Here is a 16,334-nt window from a genome sequence, read left to right as displayed (position 1 = left end):
CAATTCTCTTTGCTCGCCGTCACTCCGTTTCACCCATGGAAGAGCAGCAGCCTGAGATGCCTCGACTCGGCCTCGGGACGTACGGGATGAAAGGCGACGAGGCGACACAAGCGGTCGAGACGGCACTCGACATTGGCTATCGGCACATCGACACGGCCCAACACTACGATAACGAGGACGCCGTCGGCGCGGGAATCGCACAGTCGGCTGTCCCACGAGACGAGCTGTTCGTCGCGACGAAACTCTGGCCAGACAAGCTCGGCTACGACGACGTCCTCTCAGGGGCACAGGAGAGTCTCGACCGCCTCAGCCTCGACTCCCTCGACCTGCTCTACGTTCATTGGCCAGCGGGCGAGTACGACCCTGAAGCCACGCTCGCTGCGTTCGACGAGTTGTACGAAGCTGGCAGCATCGAACACGTCGGCGTCTCGAATTTCACGACTGACTTGCTCGACGAGGCGCGAGAGCACCTCGACGCGCCGATTTTCGCGCATCAAGTCGAATGCCACCCACTCCTTCAGCAGCAAAATCTGCGCATCTACGGCGCAGGCCACGACATCGAACTCGTCGCCTACTCACCGATTGCGCGAAACGAGGTGGCTAACAATTCCGACATCGAAGCCGTCGCCGAGAACTACGACGCGACACCGGCCCAGATTAGCCTGGCGTGGCTCCGGGCGAACGGGATTACCGCAATTCCGAAGTCGAGCAACGAGCAGCATCTTCGCGCGAATTTTGAGAGCCAGTTCATTGAACTGACGACCGCGGACAAAGAGCGCCTTGACGGTCTCGACGTAGAAAACCGACTCATCGACTCAGATTTCGCGCCGTGGTAGGACTGGGGTGATTCGGACACTTTTCACCACGACGCGACGTTAGTCGACGAAGTCGATTGCTGCACCCGATTTCGAGCGGAGACTGTGTCTCACTCGCCGGGCCGTCTCCGGGCGCGCGCAGCACAGATACGCGGCACCGATATCGCTGTCAGTGAGAGCCATGAGTAGCGACTGTCGAATCGACCATCGCAGCCGCTCACTGGTCGGGCCATTGCCGTTCCGAAACGGGAACATGAACGCAGGGTAGGTTCAGTCGTCAGCGGGGGCCGGAACTTCGAAGTCGCTGATGGTGGCTTTTGGCAACAGCGTCTTTTCGAAGTCGAAGTCGGAGAGTGCCTCGTTGTTTGCGACCTTCGTTGGCCAGTCCGGGTTTGCGAGCGCACTCGTTCCGAGCGTGAACAGCGTTGCGCCGGAGTCGATGACCTCACGAGCCGCCTCGGGGTCGCCGAGGCCACCGTTTGCGATGACGGGGACGTCGCCGTGTTCAACGGCGGCTTCGGCGAGCGTCGGCCCGTCGTCACCGAACGTTGGGGCGGTTGCGTCGCCGTCGGTCGTGTGGATGTAGTCTGCACCAGCCTCGCTCAGGGCGTCGAAGAAGACGGCGGCGTCGTCTTCGCCGCCATCCCATTTGTGTTCTTCGTCGCTCACCATCGCCTGTGAGATGCGGACGCCGACGCCGAAGTCGTCTGCGGTGGCTTCTTGGATGGCTTCGACAATGTCGCGGGTGAAGCGAACACGATTTTCGGCTGTGCCACCGTACTCGTCGTCGCGCGTGTTGTACTCAGCAGAGAGGAACGTGTGGAGCAGGTACCCGTTCGCGCTGTGAATCTCCACGCCGTCGAAACCAGCGTCTTCGGCGCGTTTTGCGGAGGCGGCGAAGCCCTCAATGACCGAGGAGATGTCTTCGTGTGTCATCTTGCGCGGGACGGGGAACTCGCCTTCGCCGCCGTAGAGGGGACTCTGTTCGCCTTTTGGCTGGACGGCGGCGGGCGCGATGGTCTCGTCCGTGAAGCGGTTGCCCTGTGCCTGTGACCCAGCGTGCATCAGTTGAGCGAAGATGGCGCTGTCTTCGTCGTGTACCGCGTCCACGACGCGTTCCCACGAGGCGGCCTGCTCATCGGTTGCGAGGCCGGGCTGGTTGTGATACCCCTGACTGTGGGTTTTGTCGGTGTAGGTGCCCTCGGTGATGAGGAACGAAAAGCCGCCACGGGCGAACTTCGCGTAGTAGCGAGCCATCTCCGCGGTTGCAGTTCCGTCCTCGGTCGCGCTCGTTCTCGTCATTGGTGCGAGACCGACGCGGTTGTCGAGTGTGAGCGACCCGAGAGTGAGTTTGTCGAAGAGGGACGTCTCTGATTTCATCACCAAGACAATGCGTCACCGACTAAAAACCACCCGGCGGGTGTGTGCGCGTTCTACCGTCCCGCCGTGATTGATTGTGTGATTCGCTCACTGAGGAGTTCACCTGGCTGTCACCTCTCTTCGTTTCCGTGGACGACGCTCGACTTTCACGCCGGTGGGAGACAAGGTAGTCTTCCTCGGCGAAGCGACGGATGGCGTTGATGATGCCGAGGATGGTAACCCCACGTCGCTGGCGGTGACCCTCGTGCTTGCTCTTCAGCACCCATGCGCCACAGTGAATGGCCAGCTAGCCAATTTTAGCTCATTCGATAGACTGGTGACCTGCGAAACGCCTGCCCCACGGTGAAAATCACTCAAGTGTAGCGTTTGCAAGCACCACACTTTCGAAAACCACGTCACAATATTCTTTAGACGATATTTTTAGACGGACGTTTGTGTTTTTCCGATTTTACTAGGTCCCTTCGATACTAAAACGACCTATTATTGTCCTTATAGCAAAGCTTTATCACCCTCATCGACATCGATTGGGCTGTAATGCGTGAAACGAACTCCAACTGCGGTGGGGGTGGTCGGTAGGAACGAACCGCTGCGGAACGATTACCACCAGACCAACATGGTCGTGCAAGCTGTACTATGGGTTAGCCACCCTGACTGGCGTCCGCCAGCGCCAGTCTATTTTTCATGAACTGCCACATTCGCTCAAACTGTTCTCAATTCTGACACACTAACCACGAGTTCGTGGTTTGCTATGTGATATACTTTCTCCTGTTCACCATCCCGTGAGTATACTGAAAATTGACGCGTTAATGACTGCTGAAACCGACCGACAGTGGTCGTGTGACTGCCTCACACCTAGATTAATTCCATTACACTCGTGTATACGATAATACTGGATAATCTTGTATGATTACGAGACATCTTTTTCTCCTCAGCGTGCGTTCTTTAATTCGGTGTTAAACCATGCAGTATGAAGGCAGAATTAGAGCAAGCGTTCTCGACTGGGCATCGCTCATCCTCGTTATCGTGGGTGCGCTTAACTGGGGTCTCGTCGGGATTGGGGGCTTTATCAATGCCAACTGGAACGTAGTGAATCTCATCTTCGGCTCGATTCCGACGCTTGAGAACCTCATCTATCTCCTCGTTGGCCTCGCGGGCGTCTACGAGCTGTACTTCGCGTACCAGCTCTACTCCGCACGCGCCGAGAAACCGATGGCAGAAAAGCCCGCATAAGACCGCTTTTTTCGACGACCGTACGCTGTGAGCAGTTGCTACGGAGCGAAGCGCAATAAAAAGTGACAGCGGGGCTGCTTAGAGGAACTCTTCGATGTAGTCTGCGACTTCCTCTGGGGTGTCGCCGACTGGTGCGCCCGCGTCGTTGAGCGCGTTGATTTTGGACTCTGCGGTGCCCGTCCCCGAGCCGGAGACGATTGCGCCCGCGTGGCCCATGCGCTTTCCTGGTGGAGCCGTGCGGCCAGCGATGAAGCCAGCGACCGGCGTGTCCATGTGCTCTGCGATGAACGCGGCGGCTTCCTCTTCGTCCTCGCCACCGATTTCACCGCACATGACGACGGCTTCGGTCTCTGGGTCGTTCTCGAACGCTTCGAGCGCGTCGACGAACGACGTGCCGATGATTGGGTCGCCACCGATACCGATTGCCGTGGTCTGGCCAATCCCGCGCTGAGTCAGGCTGTCCACGACTTGGTAGGTGAGCGTCCCCGACCGGGAGACAAGCCCGACGTTGCCGTCGGAGAAGATGTTGCCCGGCAGGATGCCGAGTTTGGCTTCACCCGGCGTGATGAGGCCGGGGCAGTTCGGACCGATGAGGCGGGTGTCGACCTCGGAGAGGCGCTTGTACACCTTCGCCATGTCCTGCGTTGGGACGCCTTCGGTGATGGCCACGACGAGGTCAAGGTCGGAGTCGAGTGCCTCGAAGATGGCGTCTGCGGCGAACGCTGGTGGGACGAAGACAACGGATGCGTCCGCGTCCTCTTCCTCGACGGCTTCACTGACGGTGTCGTAGACGGGGACGCCCTTCACTTCTTGACCGCCCTTGCCCGGAACGGCACCGGCGACGACGTTCGTCCCGTACTCCATCATCTGTTCGGTGTGGAACTTCCCTTCGCCGCCCGTAATCCCTTGGACGACGACGCGGGTGTCCTTATCGACAAATACACTCATTATTGAACCTCCTCTGCGCGTGCAACAGCCGCTTGAACGGCCGATTCAAGCGTGCCTTCGACCTGCACGAGGTCGGTGTTCAGAATCTCCATGCCCTCTTTGGCGTTCGTCCCTGCGAGACGGACGATGACGGGCTTTGGAATCTCGTCGAAGCTTTCGAGCGCTTCGTTGATACCCTTCGCCACCTCGTCACCGCGGGTGATGCCGCCAAAGATGTTGAAGACAACAGAGTCGACGTTCGGGTCGGAGAAGACCATGTCCAGCGCGTTCGCCACGCGGGAGGCCTTTGCGCCGCCACCGATGTCGAGGAAGTTGGCTGGCTTGCCACCGTAGTAGTCGACGAGGTCGAGCGTCGTCATGACGAGCCCTGCGCCGTTGCCGATGATGCCGACGTTGCCCTTGAGACGGACGTAGTCGAAGCCGTACTCGCCGGCTTTGCGCTCTAAGTCGTCCTCGTAGGCTTCCTCTTCGAGTTCCGCGAGGTCTGGCTGGCGGAACAGCGCGTCGTCGTCGATGTTCATGACGGCGTCTGCCGCGACGACCTCGTTGTCTGAAGTGACCATCAGCGGGTTGACCTCGATGTCGCTCGCGTCCTTGTCGTCCCAGAGCTGGAACAGCGTCTGGAGAATCGAGGAGACCTGACGGGCGACGTCTGCGTCCACACCAGCGCCGTAGACGGCGCGACGGGCCTGGTATGGGTGCATGCCGAATGCCGGGTCGATGTGTTCCCGGGCAATTGCCTCGGGGGTTTCCTCTGCGACCTCTTCGATGTTGACCCCACCTTTCGTCGAGACCATGGCCACGGGCTTGCCCTCGCCGCGGTCCATCGTCACGCCGACGTAGAGTTCATCGACGAAGTCGACGGCTTCCTCGACGAGAACGCTCTCGACGGTGTAGCCTTTGAGGTCCATGCCGAGAATTGCGTCGGCTGCCTCTCGCGCCTCGTCTTCGTCGGAAACGAGTTTGATGCCTCCGGCCTTGCCACGACCACCGACGTGAACTTGGGCCTTCACCGCTACGGGATAACCAAGCGACTCAGCAGCCTCGACAACCTCGTCTACGGTGGTTGCGAGCGCCGAGTCTGGCGTTGGAATCCCCGCGTTTGCGAAGATATCCTTCGCTTGATACTCGTGCAGCTTCATACGTATACTAGCGTGTGAACACGTCGCTTAAATCCCTTTCATTCCGACCGTCGGGAATTGCCGCTACCGTCGCCGCGTGGCAATATCTGCGCGAACTGTGTGCAGGCCACATGGTCGAGTGAACACACCGGGTGATTCTCCTGATGGGTCACGCTTTTCCACGGCGCTCACGTTCGCTCTCCTATGCGCGCTGTACGTTACCACGAACACGGTGGGTCGGATGTGCTCCAGACAGAGGAAGTCATGCGCCCCGAACCCGACAAAGGAGAACTGCTCGTCGCCGTCCACGCCGCCGGCATCAACCCGGTGGACACCTACTTCCGCGAGGGGGCGTACAAGCCCGGCTCGCTCCCGTGGGTTCCCGGCTCTGACGTGGCGGGCGTCGTCACCGCAGTCGGTGACGGCGTCACCGAATATAGTGCAGGCGACGAAATCTACGCCACCGCCCTCGGCAATTGGGTGCAAGGCACCTGTGCCGAGTACGTCGCCGTGCCCACCGAGCTGGCCGCACCGCTCCCCGAATCCGTCTCGTTCGAGGAAGCCGCCGGGGCCGCGCTCGTCGGCGTCACCGCGTGGCAGTCGCTCATCGCAACCGCGAGCTTAGAACCCGCAGAGACGGTGCTCATCCACGGCGGCAGCGGCGGTGTTGGCCACATGGCCGTCCAAATCGCCAGCGCCACGGGCGCACGGGTGGTCACCACAGCCTCCCCGAAGTACCACGGCACGCTCGAGGAACTGGGCGCGGACGTGGTGCTCGACTACGCGCGCGACGACTTACAAGACGCAATCGAAGGCGCAGGCAGACCAGACGTGATTCTCGACCACCGCCTCGATGAGTACCTGCCGCTCGATTGTGAGGTGGCGGCGAAAGGCGCTCGCATCGTCGCCATCGGGAACGAGGACCCGGAAGCCACCTTCCCGAGCGTGCCCGCCGCCCGCGCGAAAGCACTCTCCGTACACCACGTCTCGATGTTCAATACGCCCGACATCGGGGCCGTCCTCGCACGACTCGGCACGCTGATGGACGACGGGGCACTCACGCCGCTCGTCCACGAGACCTACGCGCTTGATGAGGTGGCAGCCGCCCATGACGCCGTTCTCGCAGAGAGTTTCCTCGGCAAACTCGTGGTCACGCCCTGACCTACTCGCCCCACCTTTATCCTGTTTCCACGCCAACCAGTAGCCATGAGTGTCGAGTTCGATTTCTCGGGGAAGGTGGTTGTCGTGACTGGCGCGAGCGGCGCGCTCGGAAGCACCGTCGCAAACGAGTTCGCCAAAGCCGGAGCCACTGTCTGCGCGGCGGACGTGGTGGAACCGGAGTCTGGCACGCTCACCGCGGGCGTCCACTTCTACGAGGGTGATTTCACGGACGAAGCAGAAGTCGAATCCACGTTCGAGAAAATCGTCGCAGACCACGGGCAACTCGACGCGCTCGTGAACATCGCGGGGACGTGGAAAGGCGGGACACCCATCGACGAAACCGAGGTGGGCACCTTCGACATGCTGTTCAACGTCAACCTGAAAACGATGTTCCTCGCGAGCAAGCACGCCATTCCCCACCTCAAAGAGACGAAAGGCGCAATCGTCTCCACGAGCGCCCGCGCCTCGCTTGAAGGTGGGAAAGGCGACGGTCCCTACCGCGCCGCGAAAGCCGGCGTTCGCCTGCTCACCGAGACGATTGCCGAGGAAAACAACGGAGTGGTGCGAGCAAACGCCATCATGCCAAGCGTCATCGACACGCCGCAAAACCGCGAGGCGATGCCAGACTCCGACCACGACACGTGGGTCAAACCAGCCGAGATCGCGCGCGTCATCATGTTCCTCTGTAGCGACGCCGCGGACGTGACGAGCGGGGCGGCGGTGCCGGTGTACGGCGAGGCCTGACGCACACCGTTTTCGTCGTAATCCGCAATCCAACTGTCCCGGTTCGCCGAACACGTCTTCATTTTTCCAGAAATAGTCTCCGTGAATGTTACGCTCGCCTCGGCATCGACCCAGACGAATCCGAAGCCATATTCCTGTTCGTGCAATATTTGCAATCTGCCAATTTGTGTCCGACTAGATTCACATGCGGTGATTTTTCTATATAATATCTCAGACATCTTCCCTACGTGCTGGCTCTTGTTATTCTATAACACTCGCGTCGTGTGTGCATTTCTCATATGTCCGCACGATAAACATACCAGTCAGGTGTTTGGTAAGTCACGACAAATCGGGACATTTATTTGAGCCATCCTGATAGGGGGTTTCACACATGAGTGACAGAGAGACATGGGCAACGCGGATGGGATTTATCCTCGCGGCCGTCGGCAGTGCCGTCGGCCTCGGGAACCTCTGGCAGTTCCCGTTCAAGACGGCGACCAACGGCGGGGCTGCGTTCCTCGTCGTCTACATCGGCGCGGCCATCGCCATCGGCTTCCCGGCGATGCTCGCGGAGTTCGTCATCGGCCGACGAACCAACCTCAACACGATTAGCGCGTTCAAGAAACTCGGCTTCAAAAATTGGCGTATCGTCGGTGCGCTCGGCCTCTTCACTGGCTTCTGGATTCTTTCATACTACTCCGTCGTCGGCGGCTGGGTGCTTCGATACATCGGCGGCAGCGCCACGGGCGCGTACTTCGGTGCACCCGGTGAGTACTTCGGAGCCATCTCTGCTGGGCCTGAAGCGCTCGCGCTCCACGCCGTGTTCATGGCCATCACCATCGGCATCGTCGCCTTCGGTATCGAGGGCGGTATCGAGAAAGCCACGAAGCTGATGGTTCCCTCGATTGCGCTCATCCTCGTCGGCCTCGCTGGCTTCGCGTACGTCAACAACCCGAGCGCCGCGATGGACGCTTACGGCTACTTCCTCAACCCGGATTTGAGCGTCGTCCGCGCCAACTTCACGGAAATCGTGCCGTTCGCCGTCGGGCAGGCGTTCTTCTCGCTCTCGCTCGGCATGGGCGCAATGATCACCTATGCCTCGTACCTCGGCAACGACGACAACCTCGCCAAAGACGGGCTCATGATTGTCTTCTTGAACTCGCTCGTTGGTATTCTCGCCGGCCTCGTCGTGTTCCCGCTCCTGTTCGCACAGGGTATCGACCCGAACACGAGCGGTCCCGGCGCGCTGTTCGTCGCCGTGGCGAGCGCCTTTGCAGACCTCGGTGGACTCGGCCGAATCGTCGGCGTCATCTTCTTCGGCGTCGTGCTCATCGCCGCGCTCTCCTCGGCTATCAGCCTCCTCGAAGTGGTCGTCGCGTACATTGTTGACCACTACGACGTTGGCCGCAAGCCTGCCGCGCTCAGCGTCGGTGGCATCATCTTCGCCCTCGGCATCCCGTCCGCGCTCGACATCGCGTGGCTCGGCTGGTTCGACACGCTTGCCTACAAGTTCCTCCTGCCGTTCGGCGTCCTCTTGCTCCTGTTCTTCGTGGGCTGGGTTCTCGGTGGCGACGCAAGTCGAGAGCTCCTCAAGGGCATGCAAAATCGGACGACGTTCAGCACGACCTGGCTGTGGACGGTTCGAACGGTTGTTCTCCTCGGCGTCATCGTGACCCTCGGTTTCGGTATCCAGACGCTGATGGAAGAGGGTATCATGCCGCCGCTCTAACCGCCCGAACCCTCACAAACGTTCCGCCCAAATCGGCCGACTGAGCGGCTGTACTGTTCTTTTATTGCCGGATTGAAACTCGAAAGTCACTTAGGTACGCCTTGGTGAGTGCGCTGCAATGACACGAGAAACCTGGGCAACCCAAATTGGGTTCATTCTCGCGGCCGTCGGCAGCGCCGTTGGACTCGGTAACATCTGGCGATTTCCGTGGATAACCGCGGAAAACGGCGGCAGTGCATTCCTCATCGTCTATCTCGGTATCGTCTTCGCCGTGGGCGTCCCCGGCCTGCTTGGGGAGTTCGTCATCGGTCGGCGCGCAAAACGCAACCCCGTTGGCGCAATGCGAGAGCTCTCCGGCTCACGGGCGTGGGAGTTTGTCGGCGGCTTCAGCGTCATCACCGCCGTCGTCCTCCTTTCGTTTTACAGCGTGGTCGGCGGGTGGATTCTCCGCTACCTCGTCGCGAGTCCGACCGGCGCGTACTTCGGTGCACCCGGCGCGTTCTACGAGTCCATCTCCTTCGGGACGACCGGAGCCGTCGGCTTTGGCCTGCTGTTTCTCGTCTTGACGGCACTCATCGTCTTCGCGGGCATCCGCAAGGGCATCGAAATGGCGACGAAGGTGATGATGCCCGCCATCGTCATCCTGCTCATCGCCTTCGCCATCTGGGCGTTCTTCCAGCCAAACGCCGCAGAAGGCTACGACTTCTACCTCGGCGCTGACTGGACGTACCTCAGCGAAAACTTCCTCAGCATTCTCCCCGCCGCCGCCGGACAGGCGCTGTTCACCCTCTCCGTGGGCGCGGGGACGATGATCACCTACGCTTCGTACCTCGGTGAAGACCGCTCGCTCCCGTTCGATGGCTCCGCGATTGCGGTGCTCAACACCTTTGTCGGCGTTCTCGCTGGCCTCGTCGTCTTCCCGCTCCTGTTCAGCTTCGCCCCTGAAATGGCAGCACAAAGCGGCCCCGGCGCGCTGTTCATCGGCATCGCCGGTGCGTTCGCCAACCTCCCGCCAGTCGCTGGCTTCGAGATTGGCGCGCTCGTTGCGACGCTCTTTTTCGGCGTCGTCGCGCTCGCGGCGCTGTCGAGTTCCATCAGCATGCTCGAAATCCCCGTCTCGTTCCTCGTTGACGAGTTCGGTGTCGAACGCTCTACCGCAACCGGCGGCCTGCTCGTATTCGTGTCGGCCATCATGGCCGTCAACGCACTTCGACCCGCTGTGTTCGGCTTCATCGCCGGAACGCTCGTTGACCTGATGCTCACCGCCGGGATTCTCGCGTTCTTGCTGTTCGTTGGCTGGGTGCTCGGGCGCGACGCCGCAACCGAGTTCGCAAAGGGTGCGTCCGACTTCGGCAAATCGCTCGCCACGCCGTGGCTGTTCGCCGCAGGCGTCGTGTTGCCGCTGTTCTTGGTGTTCACGCTCCTGACCGGCATCTTCGGGGCACTCAGTCTCACCGGCTCCGTCGAGACGTGGATGACCCTCCTTCTCAGCGTCGTCATCGGTCTCGTGGCCTTCGTTGGCCTGCGCAGACCGACCTCGGTGCTGTAAGATTCGACAGCTGTCGAACAGACAATTGCCTCTTTACGGAATCCTTTTTGGGGCGCTTCTGTATCGATGTAGCATGAATGCGGTATGGAGTGAGTCCCCATGACGATGGACGAGAAGATCTCTGAGTTACGCGAGAAACACGAGGAAGCGCTCCTCGGCGGCGGCGAAGACCGAATCGAAGCCCAACACGAGAAGGGGAAGATGACGGCGCGCGAGCGCATCGACTACTTCCTCGATGAGGACACCTTCACCGAGTTTGACCAGCTTCGCACCCACCGGTCGCACAACTTCGGGATGGAAGAAGAGCAGATTCCCGGCGACGGCGTCGTGACGGGCTACGGCGAGGTCGACGGACGCACCGTCTTCGTGTTCGCCCACGACTTCACCGTCTTCGGCGGCTCGCTCGGTGAAGTGTTCGCAGAGAAAGTCGTGAAAGTGATGGACAAAGCCATGGAAGTCGGCGCGCCCATCATCGGCTTGAACGACTCCGCAGGCGCCCGGATTCAGGAAGGCGTCGTCTCGCTCGCGGGCTACGCGGACATCTTCCACCGCAACCAGCAAGCCTCCGGTGTCATCCCGCAGATTTCGGCAATCATGGGGCCGTGTGCGGGCGGTGCGGTGTACTCCCCTGCTATCACGGACTTCATCCTGATGGTCGAAGACACGAGCCACATGATGATTACCGGCCCCGAGGTCATCAAGACCGTCACGGGCGAGGACATCACCATGGAGGAACTCGGTGGCGCGAAAACCCACAACACGAAAAGTGGCGTCGCCCAGTTCTCGACGGCCGATGAGGAAGAAGCCCTCGACGACATCTGTCGCCTGCTTTCGTACATGCCGTCGAACAACGTCGAAGACCCACCGCGCGTCGAGCCGTGGGACGACCCAGAGCGCCGCGACGACGAGCTCAAAGAGGTCGTTCCCGACCAGCCACAGAAGCCCTACGACATCGTGAACGTCATCGACCGGGTGATGGACGAGGGCTCCTTTTTCGAGGTCGCAGAGAAGTACGCCCGCAACATCGTCATCGGCTTCGCCCGACTCGACGGCCACGCCGTCGGCGTCGTCGCCAACCAGCCGAAAATCAACGCCGGGACGTTGGACATCGAATCCAGCCTCAAAGGCTCCCGATTCGTGCGCTTTTGTGACGCCTTCAACATCCCACTCGTCACCTTCGTGGACGTGCCCGGATTCATGCCGGGAACCGACCAAGAACACGGCGGCATCATCAAACACGGTGCGAAACTCCTCTACGCCTATTCGGAAGCCACCGTCCCGCTCTTGACCGTCATCACGCGCAAAGCCTACGGCGGCGCGTACGACGTGATGGCCTCGAAGCACCTCGGCGCGGACGTGAACTACGCCTGGCCAACCGCCGAACTCGCCGTGATGGGGCCACAGGGCGCGGTGAACATCCTCTACCGCAAGGAACTCGCAAACGCAGAGAACGTCGAAGAAAAGCGCCAAGAACTCATCGATGAGTACCGCGACGCCTTCGCCAACCCATACGAGGCCGCAGAGAAGGGCTACGTTGACGACGTGATTGAGCCACAGGAAACGCGCCCACGGCTCATCAACGACCTCAAGATGCTCCGGACGAAGCGCAAGAGTCAGCCAGACCGCAAACACGGCAACATCCCGCTCTGAGATGGACGTAGAAGAGCTACTTGCGGCGCTCGACATTGACGACGCGGATGCAGACGAAGCCGCCGCCATCGCCGCTGCCATCGGCGCACACCTCCAAGACCTCGCCGTCGCCGCCGCCGCAGAAGGCGGGCAAGAAACGTGGGACGGCAAACGCTGGACGTTCGCTGGACGGATGGACAGCCTCCAGCAACGCATCGTTCGGGTTCCAGAGCGTGCGCCCACGGACGCGTGGGCGGCCGCAGGTAGAACCGATAGAATGAGATAACGCGACTGATTATACACCCTTATTCACAAATGTTCAATAAAGTTCTCGTCGCCAATCGAGGTGAAATCGCAGTGCGTGTCATGCGTGCCTGCGAAGAGCTAGGAATTGGCACCGTTGCAGTGTACAGCGATGCAGACAAAAACGCCGGTCACGTCCGCTATGCAGACGAAGCGTACAACATCGGCCCGGCGCGCGCTGCAGAGTCCTATCTCGACCACGAAGCGGTCATCGAAGCCGCAGAGAAGGCAGAGGCAGACGCCATCCACCCCGGCTACGGCTTCCTCGCAGAGAACGCCGAATTCGCGGGTAAAGTCGCAGACGCTGGCATCACGTGGATTGGCCCGAACGCCGAGTCGATGGAACAGCTCGGTGAGAAGACGAAAGCCCGCAAGGTGATGGACGCCGCAGGCGTCCCGATCGTCCCCGGGACGACCGACCCGGTAAACTCCGGCGACGAAGTCAAAGCGTTCGGTGACGAGTACGGCTACCCCGTCGCCATCAAGGCAGAGGGTGGCGGTGGCGGCCGCGGGATGAAGGTCGTCGAGTCGGCAGACGAAGCACAAGACCAGTTCGAGTCGGCCCAGCGCGAGGGTGAAGCCTACTTCGACAACCCGTCTGTGTACGTCGAAAAGTACCTCGAATCACCGCGCCACATCGAGGTGCAGATTATCGCTGACAAACACGGCAACGTCCGTCACCTCGGAGAACGCGACTGTTCGCTCCAGCGCCGCCACCAGAAGGTCATCGAAGAAGGCCCAAGCCCGGCACTCTCAGACGAACTGCGCGCAGAAATCGGCGAGGCCGCCCGCCAGGGTGTGAAAGCCTCCGATTACGTGAACGCAGGCACCGTCGAGTTCCTCGTCGAGGACGGCAACTTCTATTTCCTCGAAGTGAACACGCGGATTCAGGTCGAACACTGTGTTACCGAGGAGATCACGGGCATCGACATCGTGAAGTGGCAGCTTCGGGTCGCCATGGGCGAAGCACTCGACTTCGCACAGGACGACGTGGAAATCGAGGGTCACGCGATGGAGTTCCGCATCAATGCCGAGAACGCCGCAAAGCAGTTCGCTCCTGCCACGGGGACGCTCGAAACGTACGCTCCGCCGGGCGGCATTGGCGTCCGGATGGACGACGCCCTTCGACAGGGTGACACAATCGGCGGCGACTACGACTCGATGATTGGCAAACTCATCGTCCACGGCAAAGACCGCGATGAGTGTATCGCCCGCTCGAAGCGCGCGCTCAAGGAGTTCGCCATCGAGGGCGTCGTGACGGTTATCCCGTTCCACCGTCTGATGCTCACCGACGACCACTTCGTCGCCGGAACGCACACGACGAAGTATCTGGACGAAGAACTCGACGTTTCGCGCATCGAAGATGCCCAAGAAAAGTGGGGCACCGAAAGCGATGGAGCCGCGGGCGACGAGGAGACCGTCGAACGCGAGTTCGTCGTTGAGGTCAACGGCAAGCGCTTCGAAGTCAACTTAGAAGAACACGGCGCGCCCGCCGTCGCTGCAACTGGTGGCAACAAGAAGCCGTCTGCGCCACGCCCATCGAAGAGCGACTCTGACGACAGTGGCGGGGCCGCCCCAACCGACGGCGAGCAGGTCGCAGCCGAGATGCAGGGGACCATCCTCGCAGTCAACGTCGCAGAAGGCGACGAGGTCAACTCGGGCGACGTGGTCTGTGTGCTCGAAGCGATGAAGATGGAAAACGACGTGGTCGCAAGCGCCTCCGGCACGGTCACGCACGTCGGCGTCTCCGAAGGCGAGAGCGTCAACATGGGCGACGTGCTCATCGTCATCGAATAACCGACTTCTTTCGTTTTTCGAAGCGGGCAAAACCAAAAGAGCCTCGCGGCCGTCTAGGCCGGTATGAGCGAAAAGTCAGCCACCAGTGAAATGCCGAAAACAGATGACGAGTGGCGCGAACGACTCAGCGACGAGGAGTACAAAGTGCTCCGCGAGCAGGGAACCGAACCGAAGTACACTGGCGAGTTCATCGACAAGGACGACCCGGGAACCTACACCTGCAAGGGCTGTGGCCAGAAACTGTTCACCTCCGACACGAAGTTCACCTCGTCGGGGTGGCCGAGTTTCTACGACGCCATCGAGGGCGCAGTCGAGTTCGAACGCGACACGAGTCACGGCATGGTTCGCACCGAAGTCCACTGTGCGAACTGCGGCAGTCACCTCGGACACGTGTTCGACGACGGCCCGAATCCGACGGGGAAACGCTTCTGCATAAACTCGATTTGCCTCACCTTCGAAGACGAAGCCTGACCTACTGATTCCACGGCGCGGCGTCGAACTCGACGGTGCGCGCTGCGCGGTCTACGGCGTCTATTTTCGTAATTTCCTCGGGAGTGAGCGTCAGGTCTGTCGCGGCGAAATTGTCTGCGATGTGTGCGCGACTGGTCGCTTTCGGAATTACCTTTGCCCCTTTTTCGCGGAGCCACGCGAGGGAGACCTGTGCTTCGCTCACGTCGTGTGCGGCGGCGATTTCTTGCAGTTCTGGAATCTCGAACACCGCGCCTTGGGCGAGCGGCGAGTAGGCGACGAAGTGGTGGCCCTCCCGCTGTGCAATCTCGCGGAGTTCAGGTTGCTGCCACAGGGGATTCATCTCGACTTGGTGGGCATAGAGCGGCGCATCGAGATGGTCGAGTGCCTCTTCGAGTAACTCCGGTGTGAAATTCGACAGTCCGACGTGGCGAATCGTCCCCTCGTCGTAGAGTTCATCGAACGCACGGAGGGTCTCTGCTGGGTCGTACGCACCGAGTGGCCAGTGGACGTAGAGCAGGTCAAGGGTGTCCACACCGAGGCGGTCGAGGCTCTGTTCGGTGGTCGAACGCACGTCCTCATAGGCGAGGTTCGTCGTCTCGACTTTGGAGGCGAGAAACACGTCCTCGCGGGGGACGGAGGCCGCTGCAAGTCCTTCGCCGACGGCGGCTTCGTTGCCGTACTCTTGGGCGGTGTCTACGTGTCGATAGCCCAGTTCCAGAGCGGTTTCGACGCTTTTTGCACACTGGTCGTGGTCGTCGTTCAGGTACGTGCCAAGACCAACGGTCGGAAGCTCGCGCATACGCCTGCTTTTTCACTCGGGCGGTTAACGGATTCGGCTTGGATGGTCGCTGTGGGGACAGCCACGGCTCAAAAAGAAGTGGTGTACAGAAAGCGTCGACCGGATTACGGTCGGGTCATCGAATCGATTCGGCTGACTAACGCGGCGTACTGTTCGCTCTGCTCGATTTCTTTGTGTGTAAGCTGTTGTTCGAGCAGACTACGTTTGGTCATTAGGATCGCGAGTTCTTGGATTTCGGTGTCGTAGCGGTCGCGTGCGAGCAGGGTTTCGACCAAGCTACGCAGCGCCGATTTGGTGATGGGTTTACAGAGGTAGGCGTCGAACGACATCTCGGTAATATCGAGGTCGGGTTCGACTGCCGTCACCATTGCCACCCGACAGCTAAGGCCGCGTTCACGGATTGTTTCGAGTACCGCATCACCCGTAAGCCGCGGCATGTGTCGGTCGAGCAAGACCAGGTCGATGGATTCATCGAGGATTTCGAGCGCGTCGTTCCCGTCCGTGGCCACCCGGAGCGTATAGTCCGGGGACAACCACATCGAGAACAGCTCGACGATGTCGCTCTCGTCATCGACAATCAGAATCGTGTATTTGGATTCGGTCATGCTCTTGTTTGGTAGTGTTTGAATCGTAGTATGAACGCAAGTGTGATGGTGGCCGGACAAATCGTTGGGGGGTT

General features: G+C 60.4%; 15 protein-coding genes. 10 read left to right on the top strand and 5 right to left on the bottom strand.

The genetic code is table 11. The annotated features are described in order from the left end of the window. Window positions 1–56: 56 nt before the first annotated feature. Window positions 57–836 carry an aldo/keto reductase gene (locus tag V5N47_RS03145; protein WP_338730341.1) on the top strand — a complete coding sequence of 260 codons (780 nt, stop codon included), beginning with the start codon at window positions 57–59 and terminating at the stop codon, window positions 834–836. A 249-nt stretch (window positions 837–1,085) separates the two neighbouring features. Here the strand turns inward: V5N47_RS03145 and V5N47_RS03140 are convergent, their stop codons facing one another. Then, complete coding sequence (locus V5N47_RS03140) at window positions 1,086–2,195, bottom strand: NADH:flavin oxidoreductase (protein WP_338729395.1); 1,110 nt, start codon at window positions 2,193–2,195, stop codon at window positions 1,086–1,088. Between the two features lie 960 nt (window positions 2,196–3,155). Here V5N47_RS03140 and V5N47_RS03135 point away from each other — a divergent pair. Then, a complete protein-coding gene (locus V5N47_RS03135; protein WP_338729394.1) occupies window positions 3,156–3,425 on the top strand; it encodes a DUF378 domain-containing protein in 270 nt (89 codons plus the stop codon). Window positions 3,426–3,503: 78 nt separating this feature from the next. Here the strand turns inward: V5N47_RS03135 and sucD are convergent, their stop codons facing one another. Together sucD and sucC are read right to left on the bottom strand one after the other, a co-directional pair. After that, window positions 3,504–4,373 (bottom strand): succinate--CoA ligase subunit alpha, encoded by an 870-nt coding sequence (gene sucD, locus V5N47_RS03130; RefSeq protein WP_338729393.1) that lies wholly within the window; start codon window positions 4,371–4,373, stop codon window positions 3,504–3,506. Beyond that, window positions 4,373–5,515 (bottom strand): ADP-forming succinate--CoA ligase subunit beta, encoded by a 1,143-nt coding sequence (sucC, locus tag V5N47_RS03125; protein ID WP_338729392.1) that lies wholly within the window; start codon window positions 5,513–5,515, stop codon window positions 4,373–4,375. The genes sucD and sucC overlap by 1 nt, the downstream gene beginning before the upstream one ends. Before the next feature lie 183 nt (window positions 5,516–5,698). Here sucC and V5N47_RS03120 point away from each other — a divergent pair, with 183 nt between their 5' ends. The 8 genes from V5N47_RS03120 (at window position 5,699) to msrB (ending at window position 14,856) form a co-directional block, all read left to right on the top strand. Further along, window positions 5,699–6,655 (top strand): NADPH:quinone reductase, encoded by a 957-nt coding sequence (locus V5N47_RS03120; RefSeq protein ID WP_338729391.1) that lies wholly within the window; start codon window positions 5,699–5,701, stop codon window positions 6,653–6,655. Between the two features lie 45 nt (window positions 6,656–6,700). Next, window positions 6,701–7,399 carry an SDR family oxidoreductase gene (locus tag V5N47_RS03115; RefSeq protein ID WP_338729390.1) on the top strand — a complete coding sequence of 233 codons (699 nt, stop codon included), beginning with the start codon at window positions 6,701–6,703 and terminating at the stop codon, window positions 7,397–7,399. Between the two features lie 370 nt (window positions 7,400–7,769). Then, window positions 7,770–9,107: a sodium-dependent transporter gene (locus tag V5N47_RS03110; RefSeq protein WP_338729389.1), complete on the top strand. Its 1,338-nt coding sequence runs from the start codon at window positions 7,770–7,772 to the stop codon at window positions 9,105–9,107. A 118-nt stretch (window positions 9,108–9,225) separates the two neighbouring features. Then, window positions 9,226–10,656: a sodium-dependent transporter gene (locus V5N47_RS03105; protein ID WP_338729388.1), complete on the top strand. Its 1,431-nt coding sequence runs from the start codon at window positions 9,226–9,228 to the stop codon at window positions 10,654–10,656. A 99-nt stretch (window positions 10,657–10,755) separates the two neighbouring features. Beyond that, window positions 10,756–12,306, top strand: a complete 1,551-nt coding sequence (locus V5N47_RS03100) for an acyl-CoA carboxylase subunit beta (RefSeq protein WP_338729387.1) — start codon at window positions 10,756–10,758, stop codon at window positions 12,304–12,306. Window position 12,307: 1 nt separating this feature from the next. Next, window positions 12,308–12,571 (top strand): acc operon protein, encoded by a 264-nt coding sequence (locus V5N47_RS03095; protein ID WP_338729386.1) that lies wholly within the window; start codon window positions 12,308–12,310, stop codon window positions 12,569–12,571. 29 nt (window positions 12,572–12,600) lie between these two features. Then, window positions 12,601–14,385 carry an acetyl-CoA carboxylase biotin carboxylase subunit gene (locus V5N47_RS03090; RefSeq protein ID WP_338729385.1) on the top strand — a complete coding sequence of 595 codons (1,785 nt, stop codon included), beginning with the start codon at window positions 12,601–12,603 and terminating at the stop codon, window positions 14,383–14,385. A gap of 63 nt (window positions 14,386–14,448) precedes the next feature. Next, a complete protein-coding gene (gene msrB / locus V5N47_RS03085) occupies window positions 14,449–14,856 on the top strand; it encodes a peptide-methionine (R)-S-oxide reductase MsrB (RefSeq protein WP_338729384.1) in 408 nt (135 codons plus the stop codon). 1 nt (window position 14,857) lies between these two features. On the opposite strand, the gene V5N47_RS03080 is transcribed toward msrB, so the two are convergent. Next, window positions 14,858–15,655 (bottom strand): aldo/keto reductase, encoded by a 798-nt coding sequence (locus V5N47_RS03080; RefSeq protein ID WP_338729383.1) that lies wholly within the window; start codon window positions 15,653–15,655, stop codon window positions 14,858–14,860. A 104-nt stretch (window positions 15,656–15,759) separates the two neighbouring features. Continuing rightward, entirely contained in the window at window positions 15,760–16,260 is a 501-nt protein-coding gene (locus tag V5N47_RS03075) for a response regulator (RefSeq protein ID WP_338729382.1), read from the bottom strand. Window positions 16,261–16,334: the final 74 nt, after the last annotated feature.

The organism is Haladaptatus sp. DJG-WS-42 (genome assembly GCF_037198285.1).
Lineage (GTDB): Archaea > Halobacteriota > Halobacteria > Halobacteriales > Halococcaceae > QDMS2.
The sequence above is the reverse complement of the archived record's forward strand: the minus strand, read 5'-3'. Positions and strand labels throughout refer to the sequence as shown.

Excerpts from the sequence above, each read along its gene's own strand:
- V5N47_RS03105 (WP_338729388.1), top strand. The coding sequence starts at position 9,226 with ATGACACGAGAAACCTGGGCAACCCAAATTGGGTTCATTCTCGCGGCC.
- V5N47_RS03115 (WP_338729390.1), top strand. The coding sequence starts at position 6,701 with ATGAGTGTCGAGTTCGATTTCTCGGGGAAGGTGGTTGTCGTGACTGGC.
- V5N47_RS03110 (WP_338729389.1), top strand. The coding sequence starts at position 7,770 with ATGAGTGACAGAGAGACATGGGCAACGCGGATGGGATTTATCCTCGCG.
- V5N47_RS03135 (WP_338729394.1), top strand. The coding sequence starts at position 3,156 with ATGCAGTATGAAGGCAGAATTAGAGCAAGCGTTCTCGACTGGGCATCG.
- V5N47_RS03090 (WP_338729385.1), top strand. The coding sequence starts at position 12,601 with ATGTTCAATAAAGTTCTCGTCGCCAATCGAGGTGAAATCGCAGTGCGT.
- V5N47_RS03095 (WP_338729386.1), top strand. The coding sequence starts at position 12,308 with ATGGACGTAGAAGAGCTACTTGCGGCGCTCGACATTGACGACGCGGAT.
- V5N47_RS03120 (WP_338729391.1), top strand. The coding sequence starts at position 5,699 with ATGCGCGCTGTACGTTACCACGAACACGGTGGGTCGGATGTGCTCCAG.
- V5N47_RS03080 (WP_338729383.1), bottom strand. The coding sequence starts at position 15,655 with ATGCGCGAGCTTCCGACCGTTGGTCTTGGCACGTACCTGAACGACGAC.
- msrB (WP_338729384.1), top strand. The coding sequence starts at position 14,449 with ATGAGCGAAAAGTCAGCCACCAGTGAAATGCCGAAAACAGATGACGAG.
- V5N47_RS03100 (WP_338729387.1), top strand. The coding sequence starts at position 10,756 with ATGACGATGGACGAGAAGATCTCTGAGTTACGCGAGAAACACGAGGAA.
- sucC (WP_338729392.1), bottom strand. The coding sequence starts at position 5,515 with ATGAAGCTGCACGAGTATCAAGCGAAGGATATCTTCGCAAACGCGGGG.
- V5N47_RS03140 (WP_338729395.1), bottom strand. The coding sequence starts at position 2,195 with ATGAAATCAGAGACGTCCCTCTTCGACAAACTCACTCTCGGGTCGCTC.
- V5N47_RS03145 (WP_338730341.1), top strand. The coding sequence starts at position 57 with ATGCCTCGACTCGGCCTCGGGACGTACGGGATGAAAGGCGACGAGGCG.
- sucD (WP_338729393.1), bottom strand. The coding sequence starts at position 4,373 with ATGAGTGTATTTGTCGATAAGGACACCCGCGTCGTCGTCCAAGGGATT.
- V5N47_RS03075 (WP_338729382.1), bottom strand. The coding sequence starts at position 16,260 with ATGACCGAATCCAAATACACGATTCTGATTGTCGATGACGAGAGCGAC.